Source organism: Pseudomonas sp. JV449, from assembly GCF_032424295.1.
GTDB classification, from domain to species: domain Bacteria; phylum Pseudomonadota; class Gammaproteobacteria; order Pseudomonadales; family Pseudomonadaceae; genus Aquipseudomonas; species Aquipseudomonas marginalis.
Map to the genome: position 1 here is coordinate 152,036 of NZ_VYKD01000015.1, position 20,201 is coordinate 172,236.

General features: G+C 62.0%; 13 protein-coding genes and 1 pseudogene. 8 read left to right on the top strand and 6 right to left on the bottom strand.

Annotation, left to right across the window (positions count from 1 at the left end; genetic code table 11):
* Positions 1-102 precede the first annotated feature (102 nt).
* Together F6S08_RS14575 and F6S08_RS14580 are read right to left on the bottom strand one after the other, a co-directional pair.
* Complete coding sequence (locus F6S08_RS14575; RefSeq protein WP_027606399.1) at positions 103-1,008, bottom strand: AraC family transcriptional regulator; 906 nt, start codon at positions 1,006-1,008, stop codon at positions 103-105.
* Between the two features lie 72 nt (positions 1,009-1,080).
* Positions 1,081-2,370, bottom strand: coding sequence for a glycosyltransferase (locus tag F6S08_RS14580; RefSeq protein ID WP_315871791.1), 1,290 nt, complete (start codon positions 2,368-2,370; stop codon positions 1,081-1,083).
* 159 nt (positions 2,371-2,529) lie between these two features.
* Here F6S08_RS14580 and tpx point away from each other — a divergent pair, with 159 nt between their 5' ends.
* From tpx to F6S08_RS14615, 7 genes and pseudogenes are all read left to right on the top strand, one after another.
* Positions 2,530-3,030, top strand: a complete 501-nt coding sequence (gene tpx / locus F6S08_RS14585) for a thiol peroxidase (RefSeq protein ID WP_065927848.1) — start codon at positions 2,530-2,532, stop codon at positions 3,028-3,030.
* Positions 3,031-3,262: 232 nt separating this feature from the next.
* Positions 3,263-4,561 carry an MdtA/MuxA family multidrug efflux RND transporter periplasmic adaptor subunit gene (locus F6S08_RS14590; RefSeq protein WP_065927847.1) on the top strand — a complete coding sequence of 433 codons (1,299 nt, stop codon included), beginning with the start codon at positions 3,263-3,265 and terminating at the stop codon, positions 4,559-4,561.
* On the top strand, positions 4,558-7,659 hold the full coding sequence (locus F6S08_RS14595; RefSeq protein WP_065927846.1) for an MdtB/MuxB family multidrug efflux RND transporter permease subunit: 3,102 nt from the start codon (positions 4,558-4,560) through the stop codon (positions 7,657-7,659). Before F6S08_RS14590 ends, F6S08_RS14595 begins: the two co-directional genes overlap by 4 nt.
* Positions 7,656-10,763, top strand: a complete 3,108-nt coding sequence (locus tag F6S08_RS14600) for an efflux RND transporter permease subunit (RefSeq protein WP_065927845.1) — start codon at positions 7,656-7,658, stop codon at positions 10,761-10,763. Before F6S08_RS14595 ends, F6S08_RS14600 begins: the two co-directional genes overlap by 4 nt.
* Positions 10,760-12,325, top strand: coding sequence for an efflux transporter outer membrane subunit (locus F6S08_RS14605; protein WP_083244951.1), 1,566 nt, complete (start codon positions 10,760-10,762; stop codon positions 12,323-12,325). Before F6S08_RS14600 ends, F6S08_RS14605 begins: the two co-directional genes overlap by 4 nt.
* A gap of 181 nt (positions 12,326-12,506) precedes the next feature.
* A pseudogene (locus F6S08_RS14610) lies at positions 12,507-14,604 on the top strand (putative bifunctional diguanylate cyclase/phosphodiesterase).
* A gap of 54 nt (positions 14,605-14,658) precedes the next feature.
* On the top strand, positions 14,659-15,405 hold the full coding sequence (locus F6S08_RS14615; RefSeq protein WP_065927843.1) for an SDR family oxidoreductase: 747 nt from the start codon (positions 14,659-14,661) through the stop codon (positions 15,403-15,405).
* A gap of 221 nt (positions 15,406-15,626) precedes the next feature.
* On the opposite strand, the gene mapR is transcribed toward F6S08_RS14615, so the two are convergent.
* The 3 genes from mapR to F6S08_RS14630 form a co-directional block, all read right to left on the bottom strand.
* Positions 15,627-17,036, bottom strand: coding sequence for a GntR family transcriptional regulator MpaR (gene mapR / locus F6S08_RS14620; protein ID WP_315871792.1), 1,410 nt, complete (start codon positions 17,034-17,036; stop codon positions 15,627-15,629).
* Positions 17,037-17,113: 77 nt separating this feature from the next.
* Complete coding sequence (ccoG, locus tag F6S08_RS14625) at positions 17,114-18,523, bottom strand: cytochrome c oxidase accessory protein CcoG (RefSeq protein ID WP_315871793.1); 1,410 nt, start codon at positions 18,521-18,523, stop codon at positions 17,114-17,116.
* A 184-nt stretch (positions 18,524-18,707) separates the two neighbouring features.
* Positions 18,708-18,947, bottom strand: coding sequence for a DUF3203 family protein (locus F6S08_RS14630; RefSeq protein ID WP_027606388.1), 240 nt, complete (start codon positions 18,945-18,947; stop codon positions 18,708-18,710).
* Positions 18,948-19,065: 118 nt separating this feature from the next.
* On the opposite strand from F6S08_RS14630, the gene F6S08_RS14635 reads away from it, so the two are divergent.
* Complete coding sequence (locus F6S08_RS14635) at positions 19,066-19,563, top strand: MgtC/SapB family protein (protein ID WP_065927841.1); 498 nt, start codon at positions 19,066-19,068, stop codon at positions 19,561-19,563.
* A 1-nt stretch (position 19,564) separates the two neighbouring features.
* Here F6S08_RS14635 and F6S08_RS14640 read toward each other — a convergent pair whose 3' ends face one another.
* Positions 19,565-20,173: a hypothetical protein gene (locus F6S08_RS14640; RefSeq protein ID WP_065927840.1), complete on the bottom strand. Its 609-nt coding sequence runs from the start codon at positions 20,171-20,173 to the stop codon at positions 19,565-19,567.
* Positions 20,174-20,201: the final 28 nt, after the last annotated feature.

Genomic DNA, 20,201 nt, shown 5'->3' on the forward strand with positions numbered 1-20,201 from the left:
AACGAGAGAGGCACTTCGCTAAGTGGCCTGGGGCTTGTTCCACGTTCCTGTTTGGGGTGGGAATTGCCGACACGCTTTGTAAGCACCTGTTTAGGTGCTGGGTCAGGCCAGGTTTTGTTCCGTCAGACGCTGAACTGCCAAACGGCGGTAGTGAGAGGGGGTCATCCCCTTGAGCTGCTGAAAGCGCCGGTTGAAGTTGGAAATATTGTTGAAACCCGACTCGAAACACACATCCGTCACGGCCTTGTCGCCATCGGCCAGAAGCTCGCAGGACTTGCTGATGCGCAGCCGATTTACAAACTCGATAAACGTGCGCCCGGTCGCCTGCTTGAACACCCGGGAAAAGTACGTCGGCTTCATCCCCAGGTGTTCCGCCACTTCCTCCAGGGGCAACTCGCGCGCGTAGTGGGCGAAAATGTAGTCCACCGCGCGGTTGGTGCGGTCGATACTATGTTCATCCGCCAGTTGCGGCGTGGTCACGCCGGACAGCAACTGGTAGTCCTCACAGCTACTCAACACTTCCAGCAGGATAAAGAAGTGCCCCAGGCGCGCCATGCCCCGGGCGTCTTCGATACGCTGCATCAGGGTCATGGCCTGGGCGATGGTTTTCTTGCAGCGAAACTCAATGCCGGACTGCGCGCGTTCCAGCATGGGCGTCAAGGTCTTGAGCTCGGCAAAAATATGGCTGCCCTGCTCGAACAGCTCATCGGTGAAGTTCACCAGCATGTCGCGCTTGGGCACCACTTCGTCTTCCTCCACCTGGCTGATCCAGTTGTGGGGCAGGTTGGGCCCCGTGAGGAACAGGCTCTCCGGATAGAAGTTGCCGATATAGTCGCCAATAAACACCTTGCCGGAACTGGCGACGATCAGGTGAAGCTCGTATTCCTTGTGGAAATGCCAGCGCACCAGCGGGCAGGGGAAACCATGCTGGCGATAGATGATGGACAGGCCGTTGTGATCGTCCATCAGCTCGTAGGAAGGGTCGGTGATTCGCGTTGCTCGGGTCATGCTGCCGTCGCTTTATTGTGGTTGCTGCTTGGGATAATGCCCCCTCGCGCACGACCTCGCCAGCGCCGCGGTTTACAGGCTACGGTTTTTCGCCTCGATCCACTGGGACATGTACTGCGTACTTTTATGCGCATGGTGGCGCAGCATGCTGCCGGTGAAGTTGCTGCGGCGATGGGCGGCGAGGTGGCTGCGGCAGTGTTGCAGGCACTCCACCAGTGCAGGCCCGTGGACAGTGCGGTCATAACGGCCGGCAATCAGTTGGCGCCCATCCTGCTGGGCCTGGGTCCAGCGTTCGCGATCCTGATAAAGCGCCACGGCCGCCGCCGCCAGGGCTTCGGCGCATTGCTCGATGGCGCCGGGCCATGGCCGCTCATCGCCCATGGCCTCCGCGCCGATGGGGGTAGTGATGTTGGGCGTGCCGCACAGCATCGCATCGGCCAGCTTGCCCTTGATACCCGCGCCAAAGCGCAGGGGCGCGAGGCAGATGCGCGCGGCGCTCATCACTTGCAGGGCATCTTCGGCCCAGTTCATCACATGAAAGCCCTGCGCCGGGTTGTGCAGGGCGGTGGCCTTGGGCGGGGTGTAGGCGCCGTAGATATGCAGCTGGGCGCCCGGCAATTGCTGGCGAATTATTGGCCAGACGCTGTTCTTCATCCACAGTACGGCGTCCCAGTTCGGCGCATGGCGGAAGTTACCGATGCTGAGGAAGTGCGCACGCTCTTCGAACGGTACGAAGGCCTCGGTTGGCGGCGTCATCATCAGCGGGCACCAGTGGAGCAGGGCGGCGGGTAGCTTGAATTGTTCGGTGAGCAGGCGGATTTCCACGTCGGAGATCATCAGGCTGATGTCGCAGCGATAAATCGCGGCGATTTCGCGCTTGGCCAGGTCGGTGTCGGCCATCAGTTGGAACGCCTGCTCCAGGGCCGGGGCGAACAGCGCGCTGAAGTCGTCGCTGCCCGGGTGGGCCTTGAGGTGCGCCTTGAGGCGCTGCTGACGGGCGTCGCGCAGGCTTTGCAGGTCGGAGGTTTCCAGCACGCGCAGGGCGTCGGGGCAACACTTCTCCACGCGCCAGCCAAACTGTTCTTCCATCATGAACCGGTCGAACAGCACGATATCCGGAGCCAACTCGCGGACAAAGTCGTCAAAGCTGCTGCTATTGAGCTCGATCGCGCATTCGGCGATGCCCAGCGCCAGCAGGTCGGCCTTGTGCTCGCCCAGTGCTGCCGGGCTGCTGAAGGTAATATCCCAACCTTGTGTAAGAAAAGTTTCAAGGATCTGCATCATATGCCCGCCCGCGGCCGAGGAACGGGGCTCCGGCCAGACATAACCAATGACCAGGACTTTGGTGGCGGGCTGATTCATTAGAAACGGTTTCCTTGGAGGGCAGGCGCAAAGCGCGCAATTAAACCACAACCGCGTGGCATGACAATTTGTGTCTGGCGGTAGGTAGCCACGGTACTTTGTGGTTAACTTCCGCCTCTCGAATTCGTTTAACCAAAACCCAGCATAAGGATTCTGTTCATGGCTCAAGTCACTCTTCGCGGTAACCCTGTCCAGGTTGAAGGCGAATTGCCGAAAGTCGGCTCTGAAGCAGCAGACTTCACCCTGACCGCCGGCGATCTGTCGGATGCAACCCTGGCTACCTTTGCCGGCAAGCGCAAAGTGCTGAATATCTTCCCAAGCGTCGACACCCCGACCTGCGCCACGTCGGTACGCAAGTTCAACGCCCAGGCCAACGAGCTGAACAACGCCGTCGTACTGTGCATCTCCACCGACCTGCCATTCGCCCAGGCGCGTTTCTGCGGCGCCGAAGGCCTGGAAAACGTGAAGAACCTGTCGGACTTCCGTGACCCTGGTTTTGCCGTCGATTACGGCGTAGCGATTACCGATGGCCCGCTCAAGGGCCTGACCGCCCGTGCGGTCGTGGTGCTGGACGAAAATAACACCGTGCTGCACAGCGAACTGGTTTCGGAAATCGGCCAGGAGCCGAACTACGAAGCGGCCCTGGCTGTTTTGAAGTAACTGTTGCGGCGCGTTACTGTCGTTTTGCAGTAACACCCGTAAGACATGATTGCGGCCTGGCCTAGTCCAGGCCGTTTTTATTTGTGGCTCAGACGTTTAGCGAAATAGCCCGCAGACTAAGCCGCAGAAGTTAAAAGTTGTAAGCCCAAGGTAAATAGCCGGTAAAGGCGCTTTTCTTAACGCGCTCCAGTGCTTATCTTTCAGCCTCCCGAAGAAGAAGCTCTCGCGCCCAATGGTTGATCACTCCATGCAATCCTCCCCCCGCAACTCCCGCCGCTGGCTGTTCGGCCTGCTCGTGCTGCTGGTTATCGCCGGCCTGTGCTGGAAATTCTGGCCAGGCGGCGCCGCCCACAAAGACGCACCGGCCGGGCATACCGGTAAAACCGGCATGGCGCGCCCGGGGTTCGGCGGGTCCACCGGCCCGGTGCCGGTGCGTGTAGCGCCAGCGGTGCTGGGGGAGTTCCCGGTGTACTACAAGGCCTTGGGCACGGTCACCGCGCTCAATACCATCAATGTGCGCAGCAGGGTGGGTGGCGAGCTGGTCAAGATCGCCTTTGAAGAAGGGCAGATGGTCAAGGCCGGCGACCTGCTGGCCGAGATCGACCCGCGCAGCTACCAGAATGCCTTGCTCCAGGCCCAGGGCACGCTGATGCAGAACCAGGCCCAGTTGAAAAACGCCCAGGTCGACGTGCAGCGTTATCGCGACCTGTACACCCAGGACAGTATCGCCAAGCAGACCCTGGACACCGCCGAAGCGCTGGTCCTGCAATACCAGGGCACGGTCAAGACCAACCAGGGCGCGGTGGACGACGCCAAGCTCAACCTCGAGTTCACCAAGATCCGCGCGCCTATCAGTGGTCGCGTCGGCTTGCGCCAGGTCGATGTGGGCAACCTGGTGGCGGCCAACGACACCACCTTCCTCGCGGTGATCACCCAGACCCAACCGATCAGCGTGGCCTTCACCCTGCCGGAAAACACCCTGGAAACCGTGCTCGCCCGTTATCACGCCGGCAACAAGCTGCCCGTGGAAGCCTGGGACCGTGGCGACGTCAAGCGGCAGGCCACTGGTGTGCTGCAAAGCCTGGACAACCAGATCGACGTCACCACCGGCACCCTGAAATTCAAGGCGCGTTTCGATAACAAGGACCAGGCGCTGTTCCCCAACCAGTTCGTCAACGTGCATTTGCTCGCCGATACCTTGCACAACGTGGTGCTGGCGCCGTCCGCCGCGATTCAGTTCGGCAACACCGGCACCTTTGTCTACAAGCTCGATGGCGACAAGAAGGTCAAGGTCCAGCCGCTGGTGGTGGGTGACACCGATGGCGACAACACTGTGATCAAGGAAGGCCTGGTCGCCGGCGACCGTGTGGTGCTGGAAGGCACCGACCGCCTCAAGGACGGCAGCGAGATCGAAGTGGTCAACGACAGCAGCGAAGTGCCGACGACGCCCACCGAACACCTGCAAGGCAAGCCGGCGGCTAAAGGGGAGACCGGCACCACCGCCGGCAAGGCGCAAAAGGTCGGTTCATGAACCTGTCGCGGCTGTTTATCCTTCGTCCGGTCGCCACCACGCTGAGCATGCTGGCGATTGTTTTGGCCGGCATTATTTCCTACCGCTTGTTGCCGGTCTCGGCGCTGCCTCAGGTGGATTACCCGACCATCCGGGTGATGACCCTGTACCCCGGTGCCAGCCCCGATGTGATGACCAGCGCGGTCACCGCGCCCCTTGAGCGCCAGTTCGGGCAGATGCCCGGCCTGACCCAGATGGCGTCCACCAGTTCCGGCGGCGCCTCGGTGCTGACCCTGCGTTTCAACCTCGACATCAATATGGATGTCGCCGAGCAACAGGTGCAGGCTGCGATCAACGCCGCCACCAACCTGCTGCCCAAGGATTTGCCGGCACCGCCGGTGTACAACAAGGTCAACCCGGCGGATACCCCGGTGCTGACCCTGGCCATTACCTCCAAGACCATGCTGCTGCCCAAGCTCAATGACCTGGTCGACACACGCATGGCGCAGAAGATCGCGCAGATCAGCGGCGTCGGCATGGTCAGCATCGCCGGTGGCCAGCGCCAGGCCGTGCGCATCAAGGTCAACCCCGAAGCCTTGGCGGCCAACGGCTTGAACCTCTCCGATGTGCGCACCCTGATCGCCGCGTCCAACGTCAACCAGCCCAAAGGCAACTTCGACGGCCCCACGCGGGTGTCGATGCTCGATGCCAACGACCAGTTGGTGTCGCCCCAGCAATACGCCGAGCTGATCCTGGCCTACAACAATGGCGCGCCTCTGCGCCTCAAGGATGTGGCGCAGATCGTCGACGGCGCCGAAAACGAACGCCTTGCCGCCTGGGCCAATGAAAACCAGGCCGTACTCCTCAATATCCAGCGCCAACCGGGCGCCAACGTGATCGAGGTGGTCGACCGCATCAAGGCGCTGCTGCCGAGCATCACCGACAACCTGCCGGCCGGCCTCGACGTGACGGTGCTGACCGATCGCACCCAGACCATCCGCGCCTCGGTCACCGATGTGCAGCACGAATTGCTGATCGCCATTGCCCTGGTGGTGATGGTGACGTTCCTGTTCCTGCGGCGGGTCAGCGCCACGATCATCCCGTCGATTGCCGTGCCGCTGTCGCTGGTGGGCACCTTCGGGGTGATGTACCTGGCCGGGTTCTCCATCAATAACCTGACGCTGATGGCCCTGACCATTGCCACCGGTTTCGTGGTGGACGATGCCATCGTGATGCTGGAGAACATTTCCCGCTATATCGAGGAAGGCGAGACGCCGCTGGCCGCCGCGCTCAAGGGCGCCAGGCAGATCGGCTTCACCCTGATCTCCCTGACCCTGTCACTGATCGCCGTATTGATCCCGCTGCTGTTCATGGCTGATGTGGTGGGACGGCTGTTCCGCGAATTTGCCATCACCCTGGCGGTGGCGATCCTTATTTCCCTGGTGGTGTCCCTCACGCTCACGCCGATGATGTGCGCGCGTTTGCTCAAGCGCGAGCCCAAGGAAGAAGAGCAGAGCCGTTTCTACAAGGCCAGCGGCGCCTGGATCGACTGGCTGATCGAAGCCTACGGGCGCAAGTTGCAATGGGTGCTCAGGCACCAGCCGCTGACCCTGCTGGTGGCCATTGCGACCCTGGGCCTGACCGTGGTGCTGTACCTGGTGGTGCCCAAGGGCTTTTTCCCGGTGCAGGACACCGGGGTGATCCAGGGTATTTCCGAAGCGCCGCAGTCGATTTCATTCGCCGCCATGAGCCAGCGCCAGCAGGAACTGGCGCAGATCATTCTCACCGACCCGGCGGTGGAAAGCCTGTCGTCCTATATCGGCGTGGATGGCGATAACGCCACCCTCAACAGCGGCCGCTTGCTGATCAACCTCAAGCCCCACGGCCAGCGCGACTTGAGCGCGGCCCAGGTGATCACGCGCCTGCAACCGCAAATCGACAAGCTGGTGGGAATCCGCCTGTTCATGCAGCCGGTGCAGGACCTGACCATCGAAGACCGTGTCAGCCGCACCCAGTACCAGTTCAGCATGTCCTCGCCGGACGCCGACCTGCTGGCCCTGTGGAGCGGCAAGCTGGTGCACGCACTGAGCCAGATGCCGGAGCTCACAGACGTCGCCAGCGACCTGCAGGACAAGGGGCTGCAGGTGTACCTGGTGATCGACCGCGATGCGGCCTCGCGCCTGGGCGTCAGTGTGTCGACCATCACCGATGCTCTGTATGACGCGTTCGGCCAGCGGCAGATTTCCACCATCTACACCCAGGCCAGCCAGTACCGCGTGGTCTTGCAGGCCCAGTCGGGGGAAACCCTGGGCCCGGCGGCGCTGAACCAGATCCATGTGAAGACCACCGACGGCGGCCAGGTGCGCCTGTCCAGCCTCGCCCATGTGGAACAGCGCCAGGCGCAGTTGGCGATTGCGCATATCGGCCAGTTCCCGGCGGTGATGATGTCGTTCAACCTGGCCCCCGGCGTTGCCCTGGGCAAAGGCGTGGAGCTGATCAACCAGGCGCAGAAGGACATCGGCATGCCGGTGGGCGTGCAGACCCAGTTCCAGGGCGCTGCCCAGGCATTCGAAGCGTCGCTGTCGAGCACCTTGCTGCTGATCCTGGCAGCGGTGGTCACCATGTACATCGTGCTGGGCGTGCTCTACGAGAGCTATATCCACCCGATCACCATTCTCTCGACCTTGCCGTCGGCGGCAGTGGGGGCCTTGCTGGCCTTGCTGCTCAGCGGCAATGACCTGGGCATGATCGCGATCATCGGCATCATTTTGCTGATCGGTATCGTCAAGAAGAACGCGATCATGATGATCGACTTCGCCCTCGACGCCGAACGCAACCAGGGCCTGGACCCGCAGACCGCGATCTACCAGGCGGCGCTGCTGCGCTTCCGGCCGATCCTGATGACTACCCTGGCCGCCCTGTTCGGTGCAGTGCCGTTGATGCTCGCTACCGGCTCCGGTGCCGAACTGCGCCAGCCCCTGGGCCTGGTGATGGTCGGCGGCCTGCTGGTGAGCCAGGTGTTGACGCTGTTCACCACGCCGGTGATCTACCTGTATTTCGATCGCCTCGGCCGCCGCTGGCGCAAAGAGCCGCAAAGCCTGGAGCCGGTTGAGTCATGAACCTGTCCGGACCTTTCATTCGCCGGCCGGTAGCGACCCTGCTGCTGAGCCTGGCGATCATGTTGCTGGGCGGGGTCAGCTTCAACCTGCTGCCGGTGTCGCCGCTGCCACAGATCGATTTCCCGGTGATCGTGGTCTCGGCCAGCCTGCCCGGCGCCAGCCCCGAGGTGATGGCCTCCACGGTGGCCACGCCGCTGGAGCGTTCCTTCGGCGCGATTGCCGGCATCACCACCATGAGCAGTTCGTCGAGCCAGGGCTCCACCCGGGTGATCCTGGCGTTCGACTCCGACCGTGATATCAACGGCGCCGCGCGGGAAGTGCAGGCGGCGATCAACGCTTCGCGCAACCTGCTGCCCAGCGGCATGCGCAGCATGCCCACCTACAAGAAGATCAACCCGTCCCAGGCGCCGATCATGGTGCTGTCGCTGACCTCGGACGTGTTGCAGAAGGGCCAGCTGTACGACCTGGCCTCGACCATCCTCTCCCAAAGCCTGTCCCAGGTGCCGGGGGTGGGCGAAGTGCAGATCGGCGGCAGCTCCCTGCCGGCGGTGCGTATCGAGCTGGAACCCAAGGCCCTCGACCAGTACGGCGTGGCCCTGGACGACGTGCGCAACACCATCGCCAATGCCAACCAGCGTCGGCCCAAGGGCTCCCTGGAAGACGGCGAGCGCAACTGGCAGATCCAGGCCAACGACCAGCTGGAAAAGGCCAAGGATTACGAGCCGCTGCTGATTCGCTACCAGGACGGCGCCGCCCTGCGCCTCAAGGATGTGGCGAAGATCAGCGACGGCGTGGAGGACCGCTACAACAGTGGCTTCTTCAACAATGATTCGGCGGTGCTGCTGGTGATCAACCGCCAGTCCGGCGCCAACATCATCGAGACCGTCAGGCAGATCAAGGCGCAACTGCCGGCGTTGCAGGCGGTGCTGCCGTCCAGCGTCAAGCTCAGCCTTGCCATGGACCGCTCGCCGGTGATCACCGCGACCCTGCATGAAGCCGAGATGACCCTGCTGATTGCGGTGGGGCTGGTGATCCTGGTGGTGTACCTGTTCCTCGGCAACTTCCGCGCCTCGCTGATTCCAACCCTGGCGGTGCCGGTGTCGCTGGTGGGCACGTTCGCGATCATGTACCTGTACGGGTTCTCACTGAACAACTTCTCGCTGATGGCGCTGATCCTGGCCACCGGCCTGGTGGTGGACGATGCCATTGTGGTGCTGGAGAACATTTCCCGGCATATCGACGCGGGCGTGCCACCGATGAAGGCCGCCTACCTGGGTGCCGAGGAAGTCGGGTTTACCTTGCTGTCGATGAACGTATCGCTGGTGGCGGTGTTCCTCTCGATCCTGTTCATGGGCGGGATCGTCACCAACTTGTTCCGCGAGTTTTCCATCACCTTGTCGGCGGCGATCATCGTTTCGCTGATCGTGTCGCTGACGTTGACGCCGATGCTCTGCGCCCGTTGGCTCAAGCCCCACGTGAAAGGGCAGATGACCGGCCTGCAGCGCTGGAGCCAGAAGATCAACGACCGCATGGTGGCCGGCTACGCCACCAGCCTGGACTGGGTGCTGCGCCATCGCCGCCTGACCTTGCTCAGCCTGCTGCTGACCATTGGCGTGAACGTGGCGCTGTACGTGGTGGTCCCGAAGACCTTTATGCCGCAACAGGACACCGGCCAATTGATCGGCTTTGTGCGCGGGGACGACGGCCTGTCGTTCAGCGTCATGCAGCCGAAGATGGAAATCTTCCGCAAGGCGGTGCTCAACGACCCAGCGGTGCTCAGCGTGGCCGGCTTTATCGGCGGCAACAACGGTACCAACAACGCGGTGATGCTGGTCCGCCTCAAGCCCATCAGCGAACGCAAGGTGTCCGCCCAGGCGGTGATCGAGCGCCTGCGCAAGGATGTACCGCTGGTGCCGGGCGGGCGCCTGTTCCTGATGGCCGACCAGGACCTGCAATTCGGCGGCAGCCGTGACCAGACCAGCGCGCAGTATTCCTACATCCTGCAAAGCGGCGACCTGGCCGCGCTGCGCCTGTGGTACCCGAAAGTGGTTGCGGCGCTGCGTGAGCTGCCGGAACTGACCGCCATTGACGCCCGTGAAGGACGCGGCGCGGCCCAGGTCACGCTGATTGTCGACCGTGACCAGGCCAAGCGCCTGGGCATCGACATGGACATGGTCACCGCGGTGCTCAACAACGCCTACAGCCAGCGGCAGATTTCCACCATCTACGACAGCCTCAACCAGTACCAGGTGGTGATGGAGGTCAACCCCAAATACGCCCAGGACCCGATCACCCTCAACCAGATGCAGGTGATCACCTCCAGCGGCGCGCGGGTGCCGTTGTCGACCATTGCCCATTACGAGAACAGCCTGGCGGACGACCGCGTCAGCCACGAAGGCCAGTTCGCCTCGGAAAACATCGCCTTCGACATGGCCCCCGGGGTCACGGTAGAGCAGGGCACGGCGGCCATCGAGCGGGCGATTGCCAAGGTCGGCCTGCCGGAAGATGTGATCGCCAAGATGGCCGGCACTGCCGATGCCTTTGCGGCCACGCAGAAGGGCCAGCCGTTCATGATCCTCGGCGCGCTGGTGGCGGTGTACCTGGTGCTTGGCATTCTGTATGAGAGCTACATTCATCCGCTGACGATCCTCTCGACCCTGCCGTCGGCCGGCGTCGGCGCGATGCTTGCCATCTACCTGACGGGAGGGGAGTTCAGCCTGATTTCCCTGCTCGGCCTGTTCCTGTTGATCGGGGTGGTGAAGAAGAACGCGATCCTGATGATCGACCTGGCGTTGCAGCTGGAACGCAACGATGGGCTAGGCCCGCTGGAATCGATTCGCAGCGCCTGCCTGTTGCGTCTGCGGCCGATCCTGATGACCACCCTGGCGGCCATCCTCGGCGCCTTGCCATTGCTGCTGGGCACCGGCGATGGCGCGGAAATGCGCCATCCCCTGGGCCTGACCATCATTGGCGGCCTGATTTTCAGCCAGGTCCTGACCCTCTACACCACCCCGGTGGTTTACCTCTATCTCGACCGCGCGCGCCACCGTTTCAATGCCTGGCGCGGCGTGCGTACCGATGCTGCCCTGGACACTGCGCTATGACCGATTCAACCAACGCCAATGCACTGCGGGCTTCCGACACGGCACTCATCCCTGTAGGAGCGAGCTTGCTCGCGAAAAAACGGCAGGCACCGCGTTCATTCAGGCTCGGCGCGTTATCGTTAACGACCTTCGCGAGCAAGCTCGCTCCTACAGTAGGGTTGGCGTTGTTGCTCAGCGCCTGTGCCGTCGGCCCGGATTACAAACGCCCGGAAGTCACTGAACCCGCGCAGTTCAAGGAAGCCCAGGGCTGGCGCCAGGCCGCGCCGAGTGATTCCCTGGCCCGTGGCGCCTGGTGGGAGCTGTATGGCGACCGCCAACTCAACGACCTGGTGCTGCGCCTGAATAATTCCAACCAGACCGTGGCCCAGGCCGAAGCGCGTTTTCGCCAGGCCCAGGCCCTGGTGCGCAGTTCACGCGGGGCGTTTTACCCCAGCGTCGACCTGAGCGCGGGCAAAACCCGCGCCAGCCAGGGCACCGGCAGCAGCAGCGCCAGCCTCAGCAGTTCCAGCAGCGGGATCCGTGACACCCTCAACGCGCAGCTCGGCGTGAGCTGGGAAGCCGATATCTGGGGCAAGTTGCGCCGTGGCCTGGAGGCCAACGAGGCCAGTGCCGAAGCCAGCTCGGCGGATCTGGCCGCGATGCGCCTGAGCCAACAGTCGGAACTGGTGCAAAGCTACCTGCAACTGCGGGTCATGGACGAGCAGACCCGCCTGCTGCAAGCCACGCTGGACACCTACCAGCGCTCCCTGCAAATGACCGAAAACCAATACCGCGCCGGGGTTTCCGGCAAGGACGCGGTGGCCCAGGCGCAAACCCAGCTCAAGACCACCCAGGCCAGCCTGATCGACCTGATCTGGCAACGTGCCCAACTGGAAAACGCCATCGCCGTGTTGATCGGCGAGGCACCGGCCAACTTCAGCCTGGCGGTGAGCAAGGACATCCCGGCCCTGCCGCAGATTCCGGTCAGCCTGCCGTCGCAATTGCTTGAACGGCGCCCGGACATCGCCTCGGCCGAACGCTCGGTGATCGCCGCCAACGCCAATATTGGCGTGGCCAAGGCCGCCTATTACCCGGACCTGACGCTGAGCCTGGCCGGCGGCTATTCCAGCAGCACCTATGCCGACTGGATCAGCCTGCCGAACCGCTTCTGGTCGGTAGGGCCGAAACTGGCCATGACCCTGTTCGACGGCGGCCAACGCTCGGCGGAAGTCGACCGCACCGTGGCGTCCTACGACGAAACCGTGGCCAAGTACCGCCAGACCGTGCTCGACGGCTTCCGTGAAGTGGAAAACTACATGGTCCAGCTTAAGGTGCTGGAAGACGAGGCGGTGGTCAGCAACGAAGCCCTCGAGGCCGCCCGAGAATCGCTGCGCTTGACCCAGAACCAGTACAAGGCCGGGCTGATTGCCTATCTGGATGTGGTGACGGTCCAGGCCACGGCGCTGAGTAACGAGCGCACCGTGTTGACCCTGTTGCAGAGCCGCCTGGTGGCCAGCGTGCAACTGATCGCCGCGCTGGGCGGTGGTTGGGATGGGCAGACGCCGATTGCCGAGAAGGATTGATTGATCGTTCTCACGTGTGTGGGAACGCAGTGTGTGGGTAATTTCAATCAGTAGATTGGCGTCAAACTGCCACTAATGGCCCTCTGATAATTAATCAACTGTTCAAGAATTATTCTCGCTACAATCGCCCGCTTTGCCACTTGGTACGGGCGTTTCGGGTCCGTTGCCCACGAGAAGTCCCATGCTTATCGGTAGCTATTCCCCCTCGCTGGTCGCGATCTCGCTGTTTGTCGCGATCCTCGCTTCCTACACCGCCCTGGACCTCACCGGCCGCATCGCGACCGCCAAGGGGCGCGCTGTGTATTTATGGATAGCCGGCGGGGCCATGGCGATGGGGGTAGGCGTCTGGTCCATGCACTTTATCGGCATGCTGGCGTTGCGCCTGCCGTTTGCCTTGGGCTTCGACATCGGTATCACCGCGCTGTCGTTGTTGATCGCGGTATTGTCCTGCGGCTTTGCATTATGGCTGGTCAGCCAAGCGCGTTTGCCTGCCTGGCAACTGGCGTTTGGCGCGCTGGTCATGGGCAGCGGTATTGCCAGCATGCACTACACCGGCATGGCCGCGATGCGCATGACGCCGGGCATCGACTATGACCCCACGCTATTTGGCCTGTCGTTGCTGATCGCGGTGGGGGCGTCCGGAGCCGCACTGTTGATTGCGTTCAACCTGCGCCGCAACACGCCTTATGTACGCCTGGCCCGTGGTGGTGCGGCGGTGGTGATGGGCTTTGCAATCGTCGGCATGCATTACACCGGCATGGCGGCCGCAGGCTTTGCCGATGAAAGTTACTGCGCCGCCGTGCTGGATGGCTTGAGCGGCAAGGGCCTGGATAACCTGGTGTTGGTGACGACCCTGGCGGTACTGGCCATCGCGTTGCTGACGTCGTTGCTCGACGCGCGCCTGGAAGCCCGTACTGCGGTGCTCGCCGACTCGTTGACCCAAGCCAACCAGGAACTGACCCACCTGGCCCTGCACGATATGCTCACCGGCCTGCCCAATCGCACCTTGCTGGCCGATCTGTATTCAACAGACCATCGAGGCGGTAAAGGAGCAGGGCGGTTGCTTTGCCCTGATGTTCATCGACCTGGATGGCTTCAAGCCGGTCAACGATGCTTTTGGCCATCACATGGGCGACCAGTTGTTGCGCGAAGTCGGCCTGCGCCTGCGCGAAGACCTGCGCAGTCACGACACCCTGGCGCGCATCGGCGGCGATGAGTTTGTATTGCTGGTGCAGTTGACCCAGCCCGACGATGCCCTCGGCCTTGCCGAACGCCAGGTGGTGCTGATCAACCGCGCGTTCCAGGTGGCCGAGCATGAGCTGAAGATTTCCGCCAGCGTCGGCATCGCCATGTTCCCGGGCAATGGCAACACCCCCCAGGAACTGCTGATGAACGCCGACGCCGCCATGTACCATGCCAAGGGCATGGGCAAGAACGGCTACAGCTTCTTTGATGTGTCGATGAACACCAATGCGCGCAAGCAATTGCAGCTGCTGCAAGACCTGCGCAATGCTCTTGAGCACGAGCAGTTCCGGCTGTATTACCAGCCCAAGTTTGATGCGATCAGTGGGATCCCGGTGGGCGCCGAAGCGCTGGTGCGCTGGGAGCATCCGCAACAAGGCTTGTTGTTGCCGGCGACTTTTATCGAACTGGCGGAAAAAACCGGCCTGATCATCCCCATCGGCGAATGGGTGCTCAATGAAGCCTGTCGCCAAATGAGCCTGTGGTACGCCCAGGGTTATGAGCACTGGCGCATCGCGGTGAACTTGTCGGCGTTGCAGTTTTGCCACGCCGGGCTGGTCAACAGCGTGGCCGGCGCACTCGCCCGGCACCGGTTGCCGGCCAACAGCCTGACCCTGGAAATCACCGAGACCACCGCGATGAGCGACGCCGATGCGAGCATGACGGTGTTGCAGCAGCTGTCGGACATGGGCGTGGACCTGTCCATCGACGATTTCGGCACGGGCTACTCCAGCCTGATGTACCTCAAGCGCCTGCCGGCCAACGAGTTGAAGATCGACCGTGGTTTTGTGCGTGACCTGGAGCATGACAGCGACGACGCCGCCATCGTGTCTGCCATTGTTGCCTTGGGCCAGGCGCTGGGGCTGCGAATCGTCGCCGAAGGCGTGGAAACCGATGTGCAGCAGAGTTTTCTCACGCGGTTGGGGTGTAACTCCCTGCAAGGCTACCTGCTCGGCCACCCGTTGCCGGCGGACGGTTTCATGGCCCATATCCAGCGCGGCGAAGATGCAGCGGCGCCTGACAAAAGCCGTGCGTGACGGTTAGTATCGGATCCAACCCTAAACACCAGGTTGGATCAGGAGACCGCACGCATGGACAAAGTCCTCATCATCACCGGGGGGAGCCGTGGTATCGGCGCCGAGACGGCATTGCTGGCTGCCCGCGAGGGCTATCGCATCTGCATCAACTATCACTCCGATGAAAAAGCCGCCCACAGCGTGCTCGAGCAGGTTCGCGGCCTCGGTGCCCAGGCGATTGCGGTGCGCGCGGATGTCAGTATCGAAGATGAAGTGATTGCGCTGTTCCATCGCGTGGACGCCGAACTGGGCCGGGTCACCGCGCTGGTGAACAATGCCGGCACCGTGGGGCACAAGTCGCGGGTGGATGAGATGTCCGAGTTCCGCATCCTGAACATTCTCAAGACCAATGTGCTCGGTCCGATCCTGTGTGCCAAGCACGCGGTGCTGCGGATGTCGCCCAAGCATGGCGGGCAGGGCGGCAGTATCGTCAATGTGTCGTCGGTGGCTGCACGCCTGGGTTCGCCGGGTGAGTACGTCGACTACGCCGCATCCAAGGGCGCACTCGACACCTTCACCCTCGGCCTGTCGAAAGAAGTGGCGGGCGAGGGTATCCGCGTCAACGCGGTGCGCCCCGGCTACATCTTCACCGACTTCCACGCCCTGAGCGGCGACCCGGACCGGGTCAGCAAGCTCGAGTCCGGTATTCCCATGGCCCGTGGCGGGCGGCCGGATGAAGTGGCGGAAGCGATTATCTGGCTGCTGTCGGACAAGGCTTCGTATGCCACGGGGACTTTTCTGGATTTGGGTGGCGGTCGCTAGTGATGCAGTGCCTGTACCGGCGCCATCGGGGCATAGGTATCTACACAACTCTTAAAGGCTGACACATAACTCTGTGGTGAGCGGGCGGTGCGACGATTCGACAAGCCCGCTCACCACAGAAGCCTAATTGCCATAGATTCCGTATTCACTGGAAGTTGTGTAGATACCCATGGCCATCGGGGGCTTGCCCCCGATGGCGTCAGAAAGCGCAACGCCATCCCTCAAAACGACCGCACAATCCGCCCCAACGTATCCATCGCCTTCTCCGAGACCTCGGTCCACGGGCTGCCGTAGTTCAGGCGAATACAGTTGCGAAAGCGCTGGGTCGCAGAAAAGATCGGCCCCGGCGCAATGCTGATGCCTTGCGCCAGCGCCATCTGGAACAACTTCAACGAATCGGTCTGCTCCGGCAATTCCAGCCACAGGAAATACCCGCCGGCCGGCTGGCTCACCCGTGTCTGCGCCGGGAAGTAGCGGGCGATAGCCGCCAGCATGGCGCTTTGCTGTTCTTCCAGGGCATAGCGCAGTTTACGTAAGTGGCGGTCATAGCCGCCGTGTTGCAGGTAGTCGGCAATCGCCGCTTGCGCCGGCATCGAAGGGCACAGCGAGGTCATCAGCTTCAAGCGCTCGACCTTCTGCGCATAGCGCCCGGCCGCCACCCAGCCGACGCGATAGCCCGGCGCCAGACTCTTGGCGAAGGAGCCGCAGTGCATCACCAGGCCTTCGTTGTCGAAGGCCTTGGCCGGCTTGGGTGCCTGCTGCCCGTAGTACAGCTCGGCGTACACGTCGTCCTCGATCAACGGCACTTGGTGGCTACGCAGCAGTTCCACCAGCGCCTGCTTCTTTGCTTCCGGCAATGTGGCGCCCATGGGATTCTGGAAACTGGTCATGGTCCAGCAGGCCTTGATCGGGTAGCGCTCCAGGGTTTGCGCCAGGGCGTTGAGGTCGATGCCGTCGCGCGGGTGCACGGGGATTTCCACCGCCTTGAGCTTCAGGCGTTCCAGCACTTGCAGGCAGGCGTAGAACGCCGGGGCCTCGATGGCCACCAGGTCGCCCGGTTCGGTGACCGCTTGCAGGCACAGGTTCAACGCTTCCAGGGCGCCGTTGGTGATCAGCAGCTCCTCCATGGGCAGCATCAGGCCGCCGACCATATAGCGCAGGGCAATCTGCCGACGCAGTTGCGGGTTGCCCGGCGACATGTCGGTGACCACCAGACGCGGGTCCATCTCGCGGCTGGCGCTGGCCAGGGAGCGAGCCAGGCGCGGCAGCGGGAACAGCATGGGGCTGGGGAAGGCCGAGCCGAAGGGCACGGTGTTGGGGTCTTTGATCGAATCGAGTACCGAGAACACCAGTTCGCTGACATCGACTTCGGTGGACTCATGCACCTGCTCGCTCACCACCGGTTCGGAGAACGGGCTGGGTGCATGGGTGTTGACGAAATAGCCGGAGCGCGGCCGTGCCCGGATCAGCCCGCGACGCTCCAACAGGTAGTAGGCCTGGAACACCGTGGACGGGCTGACGCCATAGGTCTGGCTGGCATAGCGTACCGACGGCACACGCTGGCCGGGGCCGAGCACGCCGGAGCGGATCAGTTCTGCGATGTCATCGGCGAATTTTTCGTAGCGTTTCATGTTGGCCTTAAACAAATAGGTAATATGAGTCCAGCCCCCTCCCACATTTGATCTGCATCATTTTCGATAGCGAGGTCTCAGCGGTTGAGCGGTGCCACAAAGCGACTGTCGGCGGCGCTGTAGATCCACGGCTCGTCCACATCCGAAACCTTGAAGCGCACTGTCTGCGAACTGCTCGCCGGCTTGTCGGCCAGCAATGCCACCGAAACCGGCACATCGACGATTTCCCCCGGTGCCAGGCTGATCTCGGTCTTGCCTTGCAGTTGGAAACCCTCTGCATCCAGCAGCTCCACCCGGTATTCCTGGCGCTGCTGTGTCTTGTTGATGACCTTGAGGCTGTAGATGTTTTCGATCTGGCCCTGGGCGTTCTCGCGGAACATGCCACGGTCCTTGGTCACGTCCAGCGACACCATTGGCCGCTCCACCAATGCCACCACCAACGCCGCAATCATCACCAGCAGCACCGCACTGTAGCCGATCAGGCGCGGCCTGAGCAGGTGGGTCTTGCCGCCTTGGAGTTGATGCTCGGAGGTGTAGCTCACCAAGCCCCGCGCATAGCCCATCTTGTCCATGATCGAATCGCAGGCGTCGATGCACGCCGCGCAGCCGATGCACTCCATTTGCAGGCCGTCGCGGATGTCGATGCCGGTGGGGCAGACCTGCACGCACAGCTGGCAGTCAATACAGTCACCCAGGCCGACAGCGGCCGGCGTGACCTCGCGTTTACGCGGGCCGCGATGCTCGCCACGGGCGCTATCGTAGGAAATGGTCAGGGTGTCTTTATCGAACATCACGCTCTGGAACCGCGCATACGGACACATATGCATGCACACCGCTTCACGCAGCCAGCCGGCGTTGATGTAGGTGGCGGCGGTAAAAAACAGCACCCAGAAGAGACTCACGCCCCCCATTTGCCAGGTCAGCAGTTCGGCGGCCAGGGGGCGGATCGGCGTGAAGTAGCCGACAAAGGTCAGCCCGGTGAGCACGCTGATGCCCAGCCACAACGTGTGTTTGGCCGAGCGTCGCGCGAGTTTGTTCAGGCTCCAGGGCGCCGCTTGCAGCTTGATACGCTGGTTGCGCTCGCCCTCGGTGAGCTTTTCGCACCACATGAACAGCCAGGTAAACGAGCTTTGCGGGCAGGTGTAGCCACACCACACGCGGCCGGCGAACACCGTAATCGCAAACAGGCCGAAGGCACAGATGATCAGCAAAGCCGATAACAGGATGAAGTCCTGGGGCCAGAAGGTGGCGCCGAAAATATGGAATTTACTCTCGGCCAAATCCCACAGCACGGCTTGCCGCCCACCCCAGTTCAGCCACACCGTGCCGAAGAACGCCAGGAACAGAAAGCCCGCGCCAGCCACGCGCAAGGTGCGGAACAGGCCGGTGAAACTGCGGGTATGGATCAGGTTGTCGCTGGATTTGGCCTTCACCTTCTTTGGGTGGATCGGCTCAAAGGTTTCCACGGTTGGGATTCGTTCGCTCATGGTCGTTCGCTCATCAGCCTCCATCAGGCCGATGAACTATGCGCGCCGGTCTGTTTGCATAACAGGCTCAGGTATGGCGATAAAAAGCGGATCAGATGGGCTTTGGCCATGGGCCTGCGTCAATGTGCTGCACCCCATGGCGCTGGAGGTGCAGCTAGATCTGGCGCGTGCTGATACAGATCAATTAAATCAGCGAACCAGGTTCTTCAGCCTTTACATGTTGGCGCCCATCATGGGCACCTGCCACCGTCAGGGCGTCGGCCTCGGCTTCGGTGATATAGATCCGCTCGGCGGCCAGTTCCACGTACGACATGGATTTGTCGGTGTCGGTAACGATATGGACGCGGGTCGCCGGCACGCTCTGTTCCTGGCCATTGTCATCGAGCATGAAGTAGCACAGTTGGTTTTCGATACGCAGGGGCATGCCGGTCTCCTTTTTCATGGGGTATGAAGGTTAGGGGGCAGCAAGGTGTGTGGGTTCAAGGCAACTGACTGGCGGTCGCCGCTGTCCATCCTTTATCCATAAATAAAGGACAGCATCCATGGACGCCTGGTGGCACGAAGTGTGGCAAACCCTGCAGGCCGAATTCGCCGACCTTGGCGACGCGAAACAGCTCACTCAAATCACTGTTCGCCTGCTGATCGCAGCGCTGTTGGGCGGCATCCTCGGGTTTGAGCGCGAGCACAAGGGCAAGGCTGCCGGTGTGCGCACCCATATGCTGGTGGCAATGGGCGCCGCATTGTTTGTGCTGGTACCGCAGATGTCTGGCAACCAGGCGGATGCCATGAGTCGTGTGGTCCAGGGGGTGATCGCGGGGATTGGTTTCCTCGGCGCAGGGACGATCCTCAAGGGCAAGGAAGATGAAGAGGGCCAGCACGTCAAAGGCCTGACCACCGCTGCCGGGTTATGGATGACCGCCGCCATTGGGGTGGCGGCGGGAATGGGCCGCGAGTCGACGGCGGTGTTGAGTACCTTGCTGGCCCTGGCGGTGTTCAGCGTGATGCCAAGGATCGTCAAGCTGTTGGACAAGGAGACCTGACTTAATAAGGGACCTTCATGTTGACGCTGTAGGTTTCAGGACCGTGTTGGCGTTCGGCGGGCACTCGTTCTGTGCGTAAAGAGTCGAGCCTGTGCATGTTCAACAGACTACCAAACCCAGTCAAGAACCCAGCCATACGTCCCATTGCTGAATGGTTCTTGCCAAGGGTCTCCACATCGTCTTTCGACTTATGATAAGCGTTCAGCAGATCTGCGGTGTCACTGCCAGAATATGCTTTCATCAAGTTTTCAAGCCCTTTCAACCTGAGCTCCTTGATCAGGGTTTCTTCCGCATCACGCCTGGCGGATTCCAGGTTGGTGCTGATCATGTCCGGATTTAACTGTTTACCGAGCGCTTCGAGGGTTTTGGCGTTCGCTTCAGCATTCTCACCGTGCAACATCAACCGGATGTTGTCTTCAGTTAACAGTCTGCGGACTTTGTCAAGCTGTGTGCGGGAATGAAAGGAGTTCGGGGCGTGCAGAATGCAGTGGATGTTGTGCTGGGATAACAGCGAGTTCAGCTCAGCCAGAGGCGTTGCATCGGTGTGCGCCGGAGTGACGGGGGTGGACGGTACGTAGTTCGGGGTCAGCTGAGGAGGGATGGTCGACATATATAACCTCACGAAGAATGGACTGAAA

Bases quoted from the DNA above. Each gene is read 5' to 3' on its own strand.
- F6S08_RS14635 (WP_065927841.1), top strand. From the start codon at position 19,066: ATGGACGCCTGGTGGCACGAAGTGTGGCAAACCCTGCAGGCCGAATTC.
- F6S08_RS14615 (WP_065927843.1), top strand. From the start codon at position 14,659: ATGGACAAAGTCCTCATCATCACCGGGGGGAGCCGTGGTATCGGCGCC.
- F6S08_RS14605 (WP_083244951.1), top strand. From the start codon at position 10,760: ATGACCGATTCAACCAACGCCAATGCACTGCGGGCTTCCGACACGGCA.
- F6S08_RS14640 (WP_065927840.1), bottom strand. From the start codon at position 20,173: ATGTCGACCATCCCTCCTCAGCTGACCCCGAACTACGTACCGTCCACC.
- ccoG (WP_315871793.1), bottom strand. From the start codon at position 18,523: ATGAGCGAACGAATCCCAACCGTGGAAACCTTTGAGCCGATCCACCCA.
- F6S08_RS14595 (WP_065927846.1), top strand. From the start codon at position 4,558: ATGAACCTGTCGCGGCTGTTTATCCTTCGTCCGGTCGCCACCACGCTG.
- F6S08_RS14600 (WP_065927845.1), top strand. From the start codon at position 7,656: ATGAACCTGTCCGGACCTTTCATTCGCCGGCCGGTAGCGACCCTGCTG.
- F6S08_RS14575 (WP_027606399.1), bottom strand. From the start codon at position 1,008: ATGACCCGAGCAACGCGAATCACCGACCCTTCCTACGAGCTGATGGAC.
- mapR (WP_315871792.1), bottom strand. From the start codon at position 17,036: ATGAAACGCTACGAAAAATTCGCCGATGACATCGCAGAACTGATCCGC.
- F6S08_RS14630 (WP_027606388.1), bottom strand. From the start codon at position 18,947: ATGCCCCTGCGTATCGAAAACCAACTGTGCTACTTCATGCTCGATGAC.
- tpx (WP_065927848.1), top strand. From the start codon at position 2,530: ATGGCTCAAGTCACTCTTCGCGGTAACCCTGTCCAGGTTGAAGGCGAA.
- F6S08_RS14580 (WP_315871791.1), bottom strand. From the start codon at position 2,370: ATGAATCAGCCCGCCACCAAAGTCCTGGTCATTGGTTATGTCTGGCCG.
- F6S08_RS14590 (WP_065927847.1), top strand. From the start codon at position 3,263: ATGGTTGATCACTCCATGCAATCCTCCCCCCGCAACTCCCGCCGCTGG.